Genomic DNA, 14,573 nt, shown 5'->3' with positions numbered 1-14,573 from the left:
TTTCGTTGACAGCTAGGGGTTTTTCGTGATTCGCAGGGTGTTCGCCGGAGTGGTGGCGATCGGTGCGGCGGTGCTGGCGGGGACGGCGACCGGTTTCGCGCAGCAGCCCCAGCCGGATCCCGGGGTCACCGTGCAGCTCAACGACGACACGGCCTACGAACTCGGGCTCGTCAACAAGTACGTGCACGGCGACGTCAACGTGGCGCTGGCGCGATGCCCCGGCGGAGACGGCATGAAGGCGCCGACGTCGACGACGTTCTCTTCGCCGGTGCTGACCGTCGGGAAGTACGACTACGGCCCGCTCATCGGGGTGCCGGCGAATGTCAGCGCCGACGTCGAACTCAAGGCGGGCACGGCGCCCGGCAGCTACCCGCTGACCGTCAACTGCAACGGAAAGTCTTATACGGCAACGTTTTCCGTTCCGCCTCGACAGGTGAGCGCGGTGCCTTCCGGTGGCGCTCGCGCCGGTGACGGCAGCCTGGCGTCCTGATTTTCTTCCTCTCGCGGTGATCGCGATCATTTCGTGACCGGGGAGGGCAACCGACCGGCCGCGTGCGGCGTTTGCCAGGCGTGGGGGTGAACGACGAGCCGGTCCCGGTCTGGGGGCCGGGGCCGGCTCGGCGCGCCTCGGGAGGTGGACATGAAAGCGAGACAGGTGCCGCTGGTGCTCGCGGCCGTCCTGCTGGCCGTGCTGGCGACGCTGGCGATCGTCCTTTCCGGTCCGGGGGAGACCGGCCAGGCCGCGCCTCCGGCGAGCGCGGAGCGGACAGAGGTGCCGGTCGCGCCGAGCGACGAGCCGGAGGCCGAACCCGTCGGCGGGATGCCGAAAGCCGATCCGGTGTCGATCGACGTGCCGAAGATCGAGGCGAAATCCAGCCTCATCCCGCTCGGGCTCAACGCGGACAACACCATCGAGGTACCGCCGGTGACGCAGCCGTTGCAGGCGGGCTGGTACGTGAACGGTCCGACCCCGGGGGAGGTCGGGCCGTCGGTGATCCTCGGGCACGTGGACGGGAACAAGCAGAAGGGCATCTTCTTCCGGCTGAAGGAACTGGCGCCCGGGGACAAGGTCTCGGTCGCCCGCAAGGACGGCACGACGGCCGAGTTCGCGGTCACCAAGGTCGAGCGGGTGGCGAAGGACAAGTTCCCCACCGACGCCGTCTACGGCGACACCGCCGAACCGGAACTGAGGCTCATCACCTGCGGCGGGGTCTTCGACAAGGCGTCGCGCAACTATCTCGACAACATCATCGTTTTCGCCCGGTTGATCGCGAGGTGAGTTCCATGATCAGGCCCGCCTTGGTGCTGGCGTGCGGGGTCGCACTGGTCGCCCCGGCCGTCGCGTACGCGCAGGACGCCCCGCCCACGAGCCCGAAGGCGGATCCGTATCCGTTCCTCGGGCTCTCGCCCCGGCAGTCGGAGGCGGGGGAGGAGATCCTGGTCTCGGTCGGATGCCCGGTCGGCGAACTGGGTGAGGTGAAGTCGAAGGTGCTCGACCGGATCGGCGAATTCACCGTGACCAACGAGGTTCCGGTGATCCAGGGGGCCGTCGCGCATATCGACGCCGCGGCTCGGCCCGCCTTCTACACGATCACGGCGATCTGCAAGACCACGACGATCACGGCGAACCTCCAGGTCGTGCCGGGCAAGACGCCGACCTCGTCGAGTAAGCCGCCGGCGCCGAAGCCGACTGTGCTGCCGAAGCCTTCTTCGCCGGGGAAACCGGCTTCGGGCCGGCAGGTTTCGAAGATTCCGGTGGGGGCGCCGCAGACCGGTGGCGGGGGCACGGCTCGCTGACATCCGGGGAGACGCTCGGATTCGCAAGTGGCAGGCGCACGGTGTTCGTCGCCGAAGGCAACCGATTCCCTTTCCCGATGGTGTTCTCAGTGCGAGGGCTCGCATCGAGGGAGAAAAGATCATGGGAATGAAGGGAATCCTCGCGGGCGCCGGTCTGCTCGCGATGACGGCGGGAATGCTCCTCGCTCCGCAGGCGTCGGCCACCGCGCCGCCGCCGAAACTGTCGGTCAGCCCGGCGAAGGTCGCTCCGGGGCAGGCGCTGGACTTCACCGCCAGTTGCCATGGCACGCGCACCCCCGTGACGTCGCCGGGACTGACCGGTCCGGTCACGCTCTCGGCCCAGTCCGGCGCGACATACAACGGGCAGGGGAAGGCCGTGGGGAGGACCGGCAAGTTCAAGGCGAGTTTCCGGTGCGACGGCGGGCCGAACCTGCCCGCCGCCAGCGGGACGGCGACCGTCGAGTTCGAGATCGTCTGCCCGCCGCCGACGAACACGCCCACCAAGCCGCCTTCGAGCAGCAAACCCCCGTCCAGCAGTCAGCCGCCTTCGAGCAGCGAACCGCCGTCCAGTAGCGCGCCGTCGTCGAGTTCGGCACGGGTCGCCCCGGCCGCGTTGACGAAGCCGTGCGGCACGCCCGGCAAGACGCCACAGGTGAAGGTCAAGCCTTCCGGTGCCCCGCAAACCGGTGGCGGCGTTTAGTCCTCTGAATGCGCCAAGTCCGTGAAGGCCTCCTTGAGGGATGGACTCTCAAGGAGGCCTTCACGGACCGACGGGAGGTCAGTCTTCGTCGACCCAGTCGAAGGTCTTCGTGACCGCCTTCTTCCAGTTCCGGTACTCCGACTCGCGGCGGGCCTCGTCCATCGACGGGTCCCACTGCTTGTCCTGCGCCCAGTTGTTGCGGATGTCGTCCTCGCTCTTCCAGAAGCCCACCGCGAGCCCGGCCGCGTAGGCCGCGCCGAGCGCGGTGGTCTCGTTGACCACCGGCCGGATCACCGGCACACCGAGGATGTCGGCCTGGAACTGCATGAGCAGCTCGTTGACGACCATGCCGCCGTCGACCTTCAGCGACTTCAGCGGGACACCGGAGTCGGCGTTCATCGCGTCGATCACCTCGCGCGACTGGAACGCCGTCGCCTCCAGGACCGCCCGCGAGATGTGGCCCTTGTTGACGAACCGCGTGAGGCCGACGATCGCGCCACGGGCGTCGGAGCGCCAGTACGGTGCGAAGAGGCCCGAGAACGCCGGCACGAAGTACGCGCCACCGTTGTCCTCGACGGTCCGGGCGTGCTGCTCGACCTCGGCCGCGGAGCTGATCAGGCCGAGGTTGTCCCGCAGCCACTGCACGAGCGAACCGGTGACCGCGATCGAGCCTTCGAGCGCGTACACCGTGTCGTTCGAGCCGATCTTGTAGCAGACCGTGGTGAGCAGCCCGTTGTCCGACATGACCTTCTCGGTGCCGGTGTTGAGCAGCATGAAGTTGCCGGTGCCGTAGGTGTTCTTCGCTTCACCCGGCGAGAGGCACGCCTGCCCGAAGGTCGCCGCCTGCTGGTCGCCCAGGATGCCCGAGATCGGGACACCCGCCAGCGCGCCCTTCTCCCGGACCTTGCCGTAGGTCTCCGACGACGACCGGATCTCCGGGAGCATCGACAGCGGGATCGTCATCTCCCCGGCGATCTCGGCGTCCCAGGTCAGCGTGTCGAGGTCCATCAGCATGGTCCGCGACGCGTTGGTCGGATCGGTGACGTGCACGCCGCCGTCGACCCCGCCGGTCATGTTCCACAGCACCCAGGTGTCCATGTTGCCGAAGATCAGGTCCCCGGCTTCGGCCTTCGCGCGGGCGCCGTCAACGTTGTCGAGGATCCACTTGATCTTCGGGCCGGAGAAGTAGGTCGCCAGCGGCAGGCCCACCTTCGCGCGGTAGCGCTCCTGCCCGCCGCCGAGCGCCCCGAGGTCGCTGACGATCTTGTCGGTGCGGGTGTCCTGCCACACGATCGCGTTGTACACCGGCTTGCCGGTGGTGCGGTCCCAGACCAGCGTGGTCTCGCGCTGGTTGGTGATGCCGACCGCGACGATGTCGCTCGCGACCAGGTCGCCCTTGGCCAGCGCGCCCGCGGCGACGGCTCGCGTGTTCTCCCAGATCTCTTCGGCGTTGTGCTCGACCCAGCCCGCCTTCGGGAAGATCTGCTCGTGTTCCCGCTGGTCGACGGCGACCACCCGGCCGGAGTGGTCGAAGATCATGCAGCGGGTCGACGTGGTGCCCTGGTCGATCGCGGCTACGTATGAAGTCATCTAGAACTCCAGTCTCAGGTGAGGTTGTGGACGGCGAGGAAGAGCAGGGCGGCGAGGGCACCGCCGACCAGCGGGCCGGCGACCGGGACCCAGGAGTAACCCCAGTTCGGGTTGGCCTTGTTCTTGATGGGCAGCAGGAACGCGTACGCGATGCGGGGGCCGAGGTCCCGGGCCGGGTTGATGGCGTAACCGGTCGGGCCACCGAGGGACTGGCCGATGACCAGCACGACGAACGCCACACCCGCGTAGCCGAGCGCGGAGTTGCCGAAGTTCGGCGTGCCGCCCTCGGCCGTGGCGTACACCGGGCTGAGCAGGATCCACGCGACCAGCACGAAGGTGCCGATGATCTCGGTGACGAGGTTCCACGCCTTGTTCGGGATCTGCGGCGCGGTCGAGAAGATGCCGAGCGTCTCGTCGCGTTGCGGGTGGTCGTCGAACTGCAGCTTGTAGGCGGCCCAGCAGAGCACGGCGCCGAGGATCGCGCCGACCATCTGCCCGGCGAAGTAGATCGGGACATCCGCCCACTTGGTCTTGTCCGCGATGGCGAGGCCCAGCGTCACCGCGGGGTTCAGATGCGCGCCGCTCGGCGCGGCGATGCTCGCACCGGCGAAGACCGCGAACGCCCACCCGAAGGTGATCATCACGACGCCACCGTTGTGGCCGTTGTTCTTCCGCAACACGTGGTTGGCGACCACGCCGTTACCCAACAGGATCAGGACCGCCGTTCCCAGCAGCTCCCAGACGAATATGGCTCCTGCACTCACCGCTTGACCTCCACTTTGGACATTCCGCGCAGGGTCGAACACGGTGTGCTACGGCGCCCTTGCCGACCCACGTCCGTGGCACGTTACCGTCGCGTATTTGTTCCTTCCAGGCGTCGCGGGAACCAATCCTTCCAAGATCGACGAGGGTTACGCCACACGTGTCACCCGCATAACGGACCGGTCGCGGCCGATCGTGCGATGCTGGAGCCACAGCGGCACAAGGAGGAATGTCACGTGGCAAGCTCTCAGCGCGAAGCCGAAAACAGCCCCGCCAGGCTGGGACCGCTCAAGCGGGAAGAGTCTTGGCAGCGGCTGGGTGAGGACAAATTCGACCTCGTCGTCATCGGCGGCGGAGTGGTCGGGGCGGGCACGGCGCTCGACGCCGCGACACGCGGCCTGCGGGTCGCCCTCGTCGAAGCGCGCGACCTCGCCTCGGGCACGTCGAGCCGGTCCAGCAAGCTCTTCCACGGCGGGCTGCGCTACCTCGAACAGCTGGAATTCGGTCTGGTGCGGGAAGCCCTGCGGGAACGCGAGCTGATGCTGACGACGATCGCCCCGCATCTGGTGAAGCCGGTCAGCTTCCTGTACCCGCTGACCCACCGCATCTGGGAGCGTCCGTACACCGCGGCCGGCCTGCTGATGTACGACACGATGGGCGGCGCGCGGTCGGTCCCCGGCCAGAAACACCTGAGCCGCGGGCGCGCTGCGGATGGTCCCGGCGCTGAAGCGGTCCGCGTTGATCGGCGGGATCCGTTACTACGACGCGCAATCCGACGACGCGCGGCACACGATGACCGTCGCGCGCACCGCCGCCCACTACGGCGCCGTCGTGCGCACCTCCACCCAGGTGGTCGGCTTCCTCCGCGAGGCCGACCGTATTTCCGGGGTCCGTGTGCGCGACGTCGAGGACGGCCGCGAGACCGAGATCCACGCCTCCGCGGTGGTCAACTGCACCGGCGTGTGGACCGACGAACTGCAGCGCCTTTCCGGCGGCCGCGGCCGGTTCCGCGTGCGGGCGAGCAAGGGCGTGCACATCGTCGTCCCGCGCGACCGGATCGTCTCGGAATCGGGCATGATCCTGCGCACCGAGAAGTCCGTGCTGTTCGTCATCCCGTGGCGCAACCACTGGATCGTCGGGACCACCGACACCGACTGGAACCTCGACCTCGCGCATCCCGCCGCGACCAAGCACGACATCGACTACCTCCTCGAACACGTCAACACCGTGCTCGCGACACCGCTCACGCACGACGACATCGAAGGCGTCTACGCCGGGCTCCGGCCTTTGCTCGCCGGGGAAAGCGAAGAGACGTCGAAGCTTTCGCGTGAGCACGCGGTCGCGCGGGTCGCGCCGGGGCTGGTCGCGATCGCGGGCGGCAAGTACACGACGTACCGGGTGATGGCGGCCGACGCCGTCGACGCCGCGGCCGTGGACCTTCCGGGCAGGCCCCAGTCGTCCATCACGGACAAGGTGCCGCTGCTCGGCGCCGACGGCTACCACGCGCTGGTGAACCAGGCCGACCATCTGGCCAGCGAGCACGGGCTGCACCCGTACCGCGTGCGTCACCTGCTCGACCGGTACGGCTCGATGGTGCACGAGGTCCTCGCGCTCGGCGAAGGAAGGCCGGAACTGCTGAAGCCGCTGGAGCACGCTCCGGACTACCTCGGTGTCGAGGTCGTCTACGCGGCCAGCCACGAGGGCGCGCTTCACCTGGAAGACGTGCTCGCGCGCCGGACGCGGATCTCGATCGAATACGCGCACCGCGGCGTCGACTGCGCCGCGCAGGTCGCCACGCTGGTGGGCGAGGTGCTCGGCTGGTCGAAGGACGAGGAGAAGCGCGAAGTCGAGGTGTACAAGGCACGGGTCGACGCGGAACGGGAGTCCCAGTCGCAGCCGAGCGACGAGGCCGCCGACGCGTTGCGCTCCGCCGCGCCGGAAGCACGCTCGGGGATCATCGAACCGGTGAGTTGACCGTTCCGGCCGCGTGGTGTGCCGAGCGCGCAGAGATCGTTGCCTGATCCGGTGAATCTGGCATAGCGTCGGCCTTCCCGATACGGAAGGCGGCCTTGTGGTGTTTCTCGACTCGTCGACGTGGACGGACCGGATCTTCGCCGGCGGTGCCTGGGTGCCCGGCACGGGCGGCACCCGGAAGGTCACGGAGCCCGCGACCGGAGAGGTGCTGGGAAGCATCGGGATCGCCTCGGCCGAAGACGCCGCGAAGGCGGCGGAAACGGCGGCCGAGGCGCAGCGGGCTTGGGCGGCGACACCGCACGTCCGACGGGCCGCGATCCTGCGCAAGGCGGCCACGCTGTGGTCGGAGTACGCCGACGAGATCCGCTGGTGGAACATCCGTGAGGTCGGCGCCGTGCCGGGGGTCGCGGGCTTTTCGCTGCACGTCGCGGAGCAGGAATGCTACGAAGCGGCGGCGCTGCCCGGCCGCCCGTACGGCGAACTCCTGCCGAGCGAGGAACCGCGCCTTTCGATGGCGCGCCGTGTCCCGGCCGGTGTGGTCGCGGTGATCTCGCCGTTCAACATGCCGATCATCCTCGGCATCCGGTCGGTCGCCCCGGCGCTCGCGCTGGGGAACGCGGTCATCCTGAAGCCGGATCCGCGCACGGCCGTCACCGGTGGCGTCGTCCTCGCGCGGATCTTCGAGGAAGCGGGGCTGCCGCCGGGCGTGCTGCAGATGCTGCCGGGCGGCGCCGACGTCGGCGAGACGCTGGTGACGCATCCGGCGGTCCGGGTCATCTCGTTCACCGGGTCGACCGGCGCCGGGCGCAAGGTCGGCGAACTCGCCGGGAAGCACCTGAAGCGGGCACATCTGGAGCTGGGCGGGAACTCCGCGCTCATCGTGCTCGACGACGCGGACGTCGACGAAGCCGCCGGGGTCGCCGCGTTCGGCTCGTTCTTCCACCAGGGCCAGATCTGCATGACCACCGGGCGGCATCTCGTGCACGAGCGGCTCTACGACGACTTCGTCGAGCGGCTGGCGGCGAAGGCTTCGGCGTTGCGGGTCGGGGATCCGGCGCGGGACGAGGTCGCGCTCGGGCCGATCATCGACGCCGGGCAACGGGACAAGATCCACGACCTGGTCACCGCCAGCGTCTCGGCGGGGGCGCGGGTCGCCGCGGGCGCCGAGTACGACCGGCTGTTCTACTCCGCGACGGTGCTCGCGGACGTGCCGCCGACGGCGCCCGCCGTCGCGCAGGAGATCTTCGGCCCGGTCGCGCCGGTCGTGCGGTTCTCCGACGCGGAGGAGGCCATCCGCCTCGCGACGGCGAGCGAGTACGGGCTTTCGCTGGGGATCGTCACGCGCGATGTCCTCAAAGGACTGGAGCTGGCCGATCGGGTCCCGACCGGGATCGTGCACATCAACGATCAGACCGTCAGCGATGAGGCGAACAGCCCCTTCGGTGGCGTCGCCGCTTCGGGTACGGGAAGCCGCTTCGGCGGCGCGGCGGCGAACATCGAGGCGTTCACCGAGACCCGCTGGGTGACCGTCCGGAACCCGCCGCCCACCTACCCCTTCTGACGCCGCAGATCGCGTTTAGCCCGCTAAACGCAGGTCAGGCGGTGCGGCGCCAGCGGATGAGGCGTTCCCCGGTCGGGGCCGGCTCCAGTTCGGGCCCGACCAGGGTGAACCCGCATTTGCGGGCGACCGAGGCCGATACCTCGTTCGTCTCCTCATAGCGGTAGCTGACCTCGCGCAGGCCGAGCCCGCCGAAACCGAAGCGCAGGGCCGCGTTGAGCGCGGTGCTCGCGACCCCCTTGCCCCGCGACGCCGCGCGCACCCAGACCGACGCCTCCGCGTACCCGGAGTCGAGGTCGAGATCCCGCAGGCCGACCTCGCCCAGCAGATCCCCGGTCGTCGGCTCGGCCACCGCCCAGGAACAGCGCTCGTCACCGGCCCACTGGGCGGCGCGCAGCGCGACGTACTCGGTCGCCTCGTCGAGGTCCCGCAATCGGTAGTTCAGCACGTACTTGCGGTGCGTCGGGTCCGCGAACGCCGCGACCAGCGCCGGACGGTCGTCGAGGGCCTTGTCCGCCCGCAGCTGCCGCAGGTAGTACTCGCCCGCGTTGATCTCCACCGGTTCCACCCTTCGAGGGTAACCGGGCCTTCAGCGGCGGCGGCTCATGATCAGCGCGACCGCCAGCGGCAGCAGGAAGACCAGGAACGTCCCACGGGTGAAGAAGAACAGCACGATCGCGACCGCGGCCGCGATCGGCACGGCACTGGCCGTCAGCCATTTCGACGGCTGGACCTCGTTCTTCGCGGACGCCTGCGCGACGCCGGGCATCGGCGGCAGGGGGAGCAGCGCGCTGGGCCGGGGCGAGGGCAGATCCGTGAACAGCGGTTCGAGTTCGCTCGCCATCCTCGCGGCGCTGACCTTCGCCGACCGCGAACCGAACTCGTCGAGGTCGAGTCTGCCGGTGCGGACATGCTCTTCCAGCGCTTCGAGCGCGTCTTGGCGTTCGGCGTCGCTCAGCCGCATGTCCGGTCTCTCGGCACTCACGTCCCGAGTCTACGGGCGGATCAGCCGTCGAGTTCCCGTCGACGCTGCTTCCCGAGCTTCTTGTGGGAGTTCTCCCAGCCCTTGCCCCAGATGCCCTCGCCGACGGCGCTGATCCCGATCGGGACGAGGATGAACCACCAGGTGATGCCGGTGGTGATGATCAGCGCGATGGTGGCGATGAAGAGGATCGGCAGGAGCGCGCCCATGACGCGTTGCGTCGGGGAGATGCCCGCCCACGGCGACACCGGTTTCTCCACGGCTACCTTGGGCGCGTCGTAGCGCGGGTGCGGCTCGGGCAGGTCGAGGAAGATTTCGGCCAGCTCGCCGCGGGTTTTGGCGGCGGTGATCCGGGCGGACCGCTCACCGAACTCGTCGATGTCGATCCTGCCCACGGTCATATGCTCGCCGAGCGCGGTCAGCGCGGACTCGCGATCCTGATCACTGATCCGCAGCCGCGGAGACGGAACCTCGCTCACCCTTTCGAGAATAGGCCGGGCGAGGCCCCGTCAACCACGACATTCGTCAGTCTTTGAGCTCGAACAGCTGCGTTCCCTGCGTCACCGCGGCGCCGACCTCGACCGAAAGGCCGGTCACGGTGCCCGCTTTGTGCGCGGTGACCGGGTTCTCCATCTTCATCGCTTCGAGCACGACGACCAGCTCGCCCGCTTCGACGCGCTGGCCCTCTTCGACGGCGACCTTGACGATGGTGCCCTGCATCGGCGCGGTGACCGCGTCGCCGCTCACCGCGGCCTTGGTACCGCCCGCCCGCTTGCGCGGCTTGGCCTTCACGGCCGTCCCGCCGCCACCGGCGTCGAGCGAGAAACCGCCGGGGAGCGACACTTCGAGCCGTCGGCCGCCGACCTCGACGACCACGTTCTGCCGAGGCTGCTCTTCCTCGGCCTCGACGGTTTCCGGCGCCACGAACGGCTCGATGGTGTTCTCGAACTCGGTCTCGATCCAGCGGGTGTGGACGCTGAAACCGTTCTCGTCGCCGATGAAGGCCGGGTCGTCCACGATCACGCGGTGGAACGGCAGCACCGTCGCCATCCCGTCGGCGACCATCTCGGCCAGCGCGCGGCGGCTGCGCTCGAGCGCGTTCTGCCGGTCCGAGCCGGTGACGATCAGCTTCGCGAGCATCGAGTCGAACTGGCCGCCGATGACACTGCCGGACTCGACGCCCGAGTCGACGCGGACACCGGGGCCGTTCGGCGCGACGAACTTCGTCACGGTGCCGGGAGCGGGCAGGAAGCCGCGGCCGGCGTCCTCGCCGTTGATCCGGAACTCGATCGAGTGGCCGCGCGGCTCCGGGTCCTCGGTGATGCGCAGCTTCTCTCCGCGCGCGATGCGGAACATCTCACGCACGAGGTCGAGGCCCGTGGTCTCCTCGGACACCGGGTGCTCGACCTGCAGGCGCGTGTTGACCTCGAGGAACGAGATCGTGCCGTCGACGGCGACGAGGTACTCGACCGTCCCGGCGCCGTAGTAGCCGGCTTCCTTGCAGATCGCCTTCGCGGATTCGTGGATGCGCTTGCGCTGCTCGTCGGTCAGGAACGGCGCGGGCGCCTCTTCGACCAGCTTCTGGTGGCGGCGCTGCAGCGAGCAGTCGCGGGTGCCGACGACGATGGCGTTGCCGTGCTGGTCGGCGAGGACCTGGGCCTCGACGTGGCGCGGCTTGTCCAGGTAGCGCTCGACGAAGCATTCGCCGCGGCCGAAGGCGGAGATCGCTTCACGCGTCGCCGATTCGAAGAGCTCCGGGATCTCTTCGCGGGTGCGGGCGACCTTCAGACCGCGGCCGCCACCGCCGAACGCCGCCTTGATCGCGACGGGCAGGCCGTGCTCGTCGGCGAAGGCGATGATTTCGTCTGCGTTCGCGACGGGGTCCTTCGTGCCGGGCACGAGCGGGGCGCCGGCACGCAGCGCGATATGGCGCGCGGTGACCTTGTCCCCGAGGTCGCGGATGGCCTGCGGGCTCGGCCCGATCCAGGTCAGCCCGGCGTCGATGACCGCCTGGGCGAAGTCGGCGTTCTCGGAGAGGAACCCGTAGCCGGGGTGGACCGAATCCGCGCCCGACCGCTTGGCGGCGTCGAGCAGCTTGTCGAAGACGAGGTAGCTCTCGGCCGCGGTGGTGCCGCCGAGCGCGAAGGCCTCGTCCGCGAGGCGCACGTGGGGTGCGTCGCGGTCAGGATCGGCGTAGACGGCGACGCTGGTCAGCCCGGCGTCCTTCGCCGCCCTGATCACCCGGACCGCGATTTCACCGCGGTTCGCGATCAGGATCTTGGTCACCGGACCACCTGTGCCGGCCTGCTCGGTCACGCCGTACCTCCTGCGTTCGCACGTCGGGCCGCCCCGATGCGGCTCCGCAGCAGTTTACGGAAGTTCCCGCTCTGATTAGTGAGAGCAAGGCCACCCGGTGACACTGTTTATAGCAAGGACTCGCGGTGGCGTAGTTCTTCTAACAGGCCCTACACCAGGGCTTCGCGGTGCCGCAGTTCTTCCGGAAGATCGGAATCGAGCACGATGAGGTCGTACGGCTGGGCCTGGTGGACCCGGCCGAGGTGCTCGGATTTCACCAGTGCCCACGGCTGGTGCGGCCCGCAGCACTCGACCAGGCGCTGCACGGAGCTGAAGGCGATCAACGCCATCCGGCCGTCCTTGGTCGCGCGGAGTTCGATCTCCGCGCTCGTGTAGTCCTTCGGCTTCTTCGCCGTCGGAAGGAACAGGGCGCTGGGCAGTCCGGGGTTCGTCACAGGAACAACATAGACGTGCACTCTGCGCTAGATCACTTACGCTCTCGGATATGCGGACACAGGAAGCGCGGGCGCCGAGATCCGTGCTGTTCACCGCGCTGCTGGCGGTGGTGGTGACGGCGGGCGTGATCGTGGCCGTGATCCTGCTCCGCCCGGCCTCGCCGACGCCCGCCGGCGACCCCGGCGTGCCTCCGGTGTCCGACGGCGCCCCGAGCGCGCCCGGTGTCAACTGTGGCGACTCGGCCTGCCGGGAGATCGGCGCGATGACCGTCGGCGGGCTGCCCGTGGTGCTCCTGGCCGACGGCGCGGGGAAGCAGGGGGTGGTCCGGATCGGGGCGGACACCGCGTACCCGCTGATGATCAACGACATGGGGGTCACCCTGAAGGGCGATTCTCTGCGTTGTGTCGACGGCGCGACGCCGGTGTGCCTGGTGCGCGGCGAGACGGGCGGCGGCACGGCGGGCGAACTGTTCGTCGCGCGCGGCGGGATCTGGCGGGACACCGGGAAGCCGTATTTCTCCGACGCCGGGACGGTCGCACTGGGCGACGTGACCGCCGACGGGGTCGCGGACGTCATCGTCGTGCGGCACGAGTGCCCCGGCGCGCAGTCCGGGTCGGCCCGGTGCCAGGCGGCGCCGGTGCTCGCGGAGGTCTACGACGTCGCCCGCGGCTCGGTGGGCTGCACGCGCCGGTACACCGCGCCTTCGGAGCTGCGGGGGTGGCCGGAGGTGCGGCTGACGAAGGCGGATCTGCGGGCCTGCCCCTGAGGGGGAGCAAGGGACCTTTGCTACCACTCGGGCTGGGGTGTGTGGAAATAGGGACGTTGAGTGTCTCTATTTCGCCACACCTGTACTGACGCATACGGACTGTGTGGATTTTGGTGCGCTGGATGCCCCGAAATCCACACAGTCGCCACAGTGCGGAGAGCAAGGGACCTTTGCTACCACCTGGGCTGGGATGTGCGAGAGGCGATGTCCGTGAGGGCCTCCTTCCCTACCCTCAAGGTAGGCAAGGGGCCCTCACGGACTTCTGGTCCCTCAAGGAGGCCTTCACGGACCGTCAAAGGACCTCACGCCCCAGCCGTGGCAGGCTCCTTCGCGGAGGCGGTGCCGCTCTCGGTCGGCGAAGGGTCCGTCGGCGAGTTGAGCACTTCGTCGTCCAGAAGGCCTTCGCCGCGGGCGACGACCACCGGCACGACGATCTGGCCCGCGACGTTGGTCGCGGTCCGCATCATGTCCATGATCGGGTTCACCGAGTAGATCAGCGCGATCCCGAGCGCCACCTGCTGCGCGTCGAGCCCGATGAACGCGGTGGTCAGGGTCAGTGCGGTCAGCCAGCCGGTGGTGCCCGCGGTGGCCAGCGCGCCGAGGACGGCGACCACGACGATCCCGACGTACTGCCAGATGTTCAGCGAGACCCCGGACAGGTTCGCGATGAAGATGGCGCCGATCGCGGGGAACACCGCGGCGCAGCCGTCCATCTTCGTGGCGCTGCCCAGCGGAGTCGCGAAGGCGGCGTACGCGGGCTGGACGCCCAGGTTCACGGCGGACTGCCGGGTGAGGGGCAGTGTCGCGGCCGAAGACTGCGAAGCGAACGCGAACTGGATCGCCGTGCCCGCCTTCGAGAAGAACTTCAGCGGGCTGACCTTCGCCACGAACTGCAGCAGGATCGGGTAGACCACCAGCAGCACGACGAGGCAGCCGACGTACACCGCGAGAGTGGTGGTGAACAGCGGCCGGAACAGGGCGTCACCGTAGTTCGCGACCGCGGCGCCGATCAGGCCGATGATGCCGATGGGGGCGAGCCGGACGATCCAGCCGAGGTAGCGCTGGATGATCTCGAAGACGCTGGTGGTGAAGTCGACGAACGGCTTGGCCTTGTCGCCGAGGCTGTAGGCCGCCGCGCCGATCAGCACGGCGAGGAACAGCACCTGAAGCGTCGAGCCTTCGGTGAAGGCGGCGAAGAAGTTCTTCGGCAGGAAGCCTTCGACGAAGGCGCTCCAGGAGCCCCAGTTGTCGACGCTCTTGGTGGCCTTGTCCGCGTTCTTCGCGGTCGCGGCGACACCTTCGCCGAGACCGCCGCTGCCCGGGTTGAACAGCTTCGCGACGGCGATGCCGATCAGCGACGCGATGAACGAGGTGATCGCGAACCACAGGACGGTCTTGCCGCCCAGCCGCGCGGCCTTCTTGCCGCCGCCGAGGTTGCGCAGGCTGTTGATGCCGACCACGATCGCCGTGAAGACCAGCGGGATCACCGCGATCTGCAGCAGCGTCGTGAAGATCGTGCCGATCTGGTCGAGCAGGTCGGTCAGCCAGCTCGCCTCGGTCGTCCTGGCGAGGACGCCGAGCAGGGCGCCCACGACGAGCGAGCCGAGGACCGCCGCCGCGAAGACCCTTGGCCTTGTATAGGTCCGAATGAAAGACACGGGGCGACTCCGGTGCGTGAAAGTTTCCTGATTAC

14 protein-coding genes and 1 pseudogene are annotated in these 14,573 nt (G+C 69.0%); 7 read left to right on the top strand and 8 right to left on the bottom strand.

Annotation, left to right across the window (positions count from 1 at the left end):
- Positions 1–25 precede the first annotated feature (25 nt).
- The 4 genes from MJQ72_RS36940 (at position 26) to MJQ72_RS36925 (ending at position 2,497) form a co-directional block, all read left to right on the top strand.
- Entirely contained in the window at positions 26–490 is a 465-nt protein-coding gene (locus MJQ72_RS36940) for a hypothetical protein (RefSeq protein WP_396426905.1), read from the top strand.
- A gap of 150 nt (positions 491–640) precedes the next feature.
- On the top strand, positions 641–1,279 hold the full coding sequence (locus MJQ72_RS36935) for a class F sortase (protein WP_240595653.1): 639 nt from the start codon (positions 641–643) through the stop codon (positions 1,277–1,279).
- Positions 1,280–1,284: 5 nt separating this feature from the next.
- The gene (locus MJQ72_RS36930; protein ID WP_240595652.1) at positions 1,285–1,797 is read left to right on the top strand and encodes a hypothetical protein; all 513 of its coding nucleotides are present in this window, start codon (positions 1,285–1,287) and stop codon (positions 1,795–1,797) included.
- A 121-nt stretch (positions 1,798–1,918) separates the two neighbouring features.
- Positions 1,919–2,497, top strand: a complete 579-nt coding sequence (locus MJQ72_RS36925) for a hypothetical protein (RefSeq protein ID WP_240595651.1) — start codon at positions 1,919–1,921, stop codon at positions 2,495–2,497.
- A 78-nt stretch (positions 2,498–2,575) separates the two neighbouring features.
- Here MJQ72_RS36925 and glpK read toward each other — a convergent pair whose 3' ends face one another.
- Complete coding sequence (glpK, locus tag MJQ72_RS36920; protein ID WP_240595650.1) at positions 2,576–4,087, bottom strand: glycerol kinase GlpK; 1,512 nt, start codon at positions 4,085–4,087, stop codon at positions 2,576–2,578.
- 14 nt (positions 4,088–4,101) lie between these two features.
- Entirely contained in the window at positions 4,102–4,851 is a 750-nt protein-coding gene (locus MJQ72_RS36915; RefSeq protein WP_240595649.1) for an MIP/aquaporin family protein, read from the bottom strand.
- Between the two features lie 234 nt (positions 4,852–5,085).
- Between MJQ72_RS36915 and MJQ72_RS36910 the strand changes: the two are divergent.
- Together MJQ72_RS36910 and MJQ72_RS36905 are read left to right on the top strand one after the other, a co-directional pair.
- Positions 5,086–6,823: pseudogene (locus MJQ72_RS36910) on the top strand (glycerol-3-phosphate dehydrogenase/oxidase).
- Between the two features lie 97 nt (positions 6,824–6,920).
- Entirely contained in the window at positions 6,921–8,384 is a 1,464-nt protein-coding gene (locus MJQ72_RS36905; RefSeq protein WP_240595648.1) for a benzaldehyde dehydrogenase, read from the top strand.
- A 34-nt stretch (positions 8,385–8,418) separates the two neighbouring features.
- Here the strand turns inward: MJQ72_RS36905 and MJQ72_RS36900 are convergent, their stop codons facing one another.
- The 5 genes from MJQ72_RS36900 to MJQ72_RS36880 all read right to left on the bottom strand — a co-directional run bounded on the left by MJQ72_RS36900 (position 8,419) and on the right by MJQ72_RS36880 (position 12,113).
- Positions 8,419–8,949, bottom strand: a complete 531-nt coding sequence (locus MJQ72_RS36900; RefSeq protein ID WP_240595647.1) for a GNAT family N-acetyltransferase — start codon at positions 8,947–8,949, stop codon at positions 8,419–8,421.
- Positions 8,950–8,970: 21 nt separating this feature from the next.
- Positions 8,971–9,345 (bottom strand): DUF1707 domain-containing protein, encoded by a 375-nt coding sequence (locus MJQ72_RS36895; RefSeq protein ID WP_240601516.1) that lies wholly within the window; start codon positions 9,343–9,345, stop codon positions 8,971–8,973.
- Positions 9,346–9,386: 41 nt separating this feature from the next.
- Positions 9,387–9,842: a DUF1707 domain-containing protein gene (locus MJQ72_RS36890; protein ID WP_240595646.1), complete on the bottom strand. Its 456-nt coding sequence runs from the start codon at positions 9,840–9,842 to the stop codon at positions 9,387–9,389.
- Positions 9,843–9,888: 46 nt separating this feature from the next.
- Positions 9,889–11,679: an acetyl/propionyl/methylcrotonyl-CoA carboxylase subunit alpha gene (locus MJQ72_RS36885; RefSeq protein ID WP_240595645.1), complete on the bottom strand. Its 1,791-nt coding sequence runs from the start codon at positions 11,677–11,679 to the stop codon at positions 9,889–9,891.
- A 149-nt stretch (positions 11,680–11,828) separates the two neighbouring features.
- Positions 11,829–12,113, bottom strand: a complete 285-nt coding sequence (locus MJQ72_RS36880; protein WP_063272338.1) for an SAV_915 family protein — start codon at positions 12,111–12,113, stop codon at positions 11,829–11,831.
- An 83-nt stretch (positions 12,114–12,196) separates the two neighbouring features.
- Here MJQ72_RS36880 and MJQ72_RS36875 point away from each other — a divergent pair, with 83 nt between their 5' ends.
- Entirely contained in the window at positions 12,197–12,880 is a 684-nt protein-coding gene (locus tag MJQ72_RS36875) for a hypothetical protein (RefSeq protein ID WP_240601515.1), read from the top strand.
- Between the two features lie 302 nt (positions 12,881–13,182).
- Here MJQ72_RS36875 and MJQ72_RS36870 read toward each other — a convergent pair whose 3' ends face one another.
- A complete protein-coding gene (locus MJQ72_RS36870; protein WP_240595644.1) occupies positions 13,183–14,538 on the bottom strand; it encodes a dicarboxylate/amino acid:cation symporter in 1,356 nt (451 codons plus the stop codon).
- Positions 14,539–14,573: the final 35 nt, after the last annotated feature.

The sequence above is a fragment of the Amycolatopsis sp. EV170708-02-1 genome (genome assembly GCF_022479115.1).
Lineage (GTDB): Bacteria > Actinomycetota > Actinomycetes > Mycobacteriales > Pseudonocardiaceae > Amycolatopsis.
Note: the sequence above shows the minus strand (reverse complement) of the source record. Positions and strands in the feature narration are given on the sequence as shown.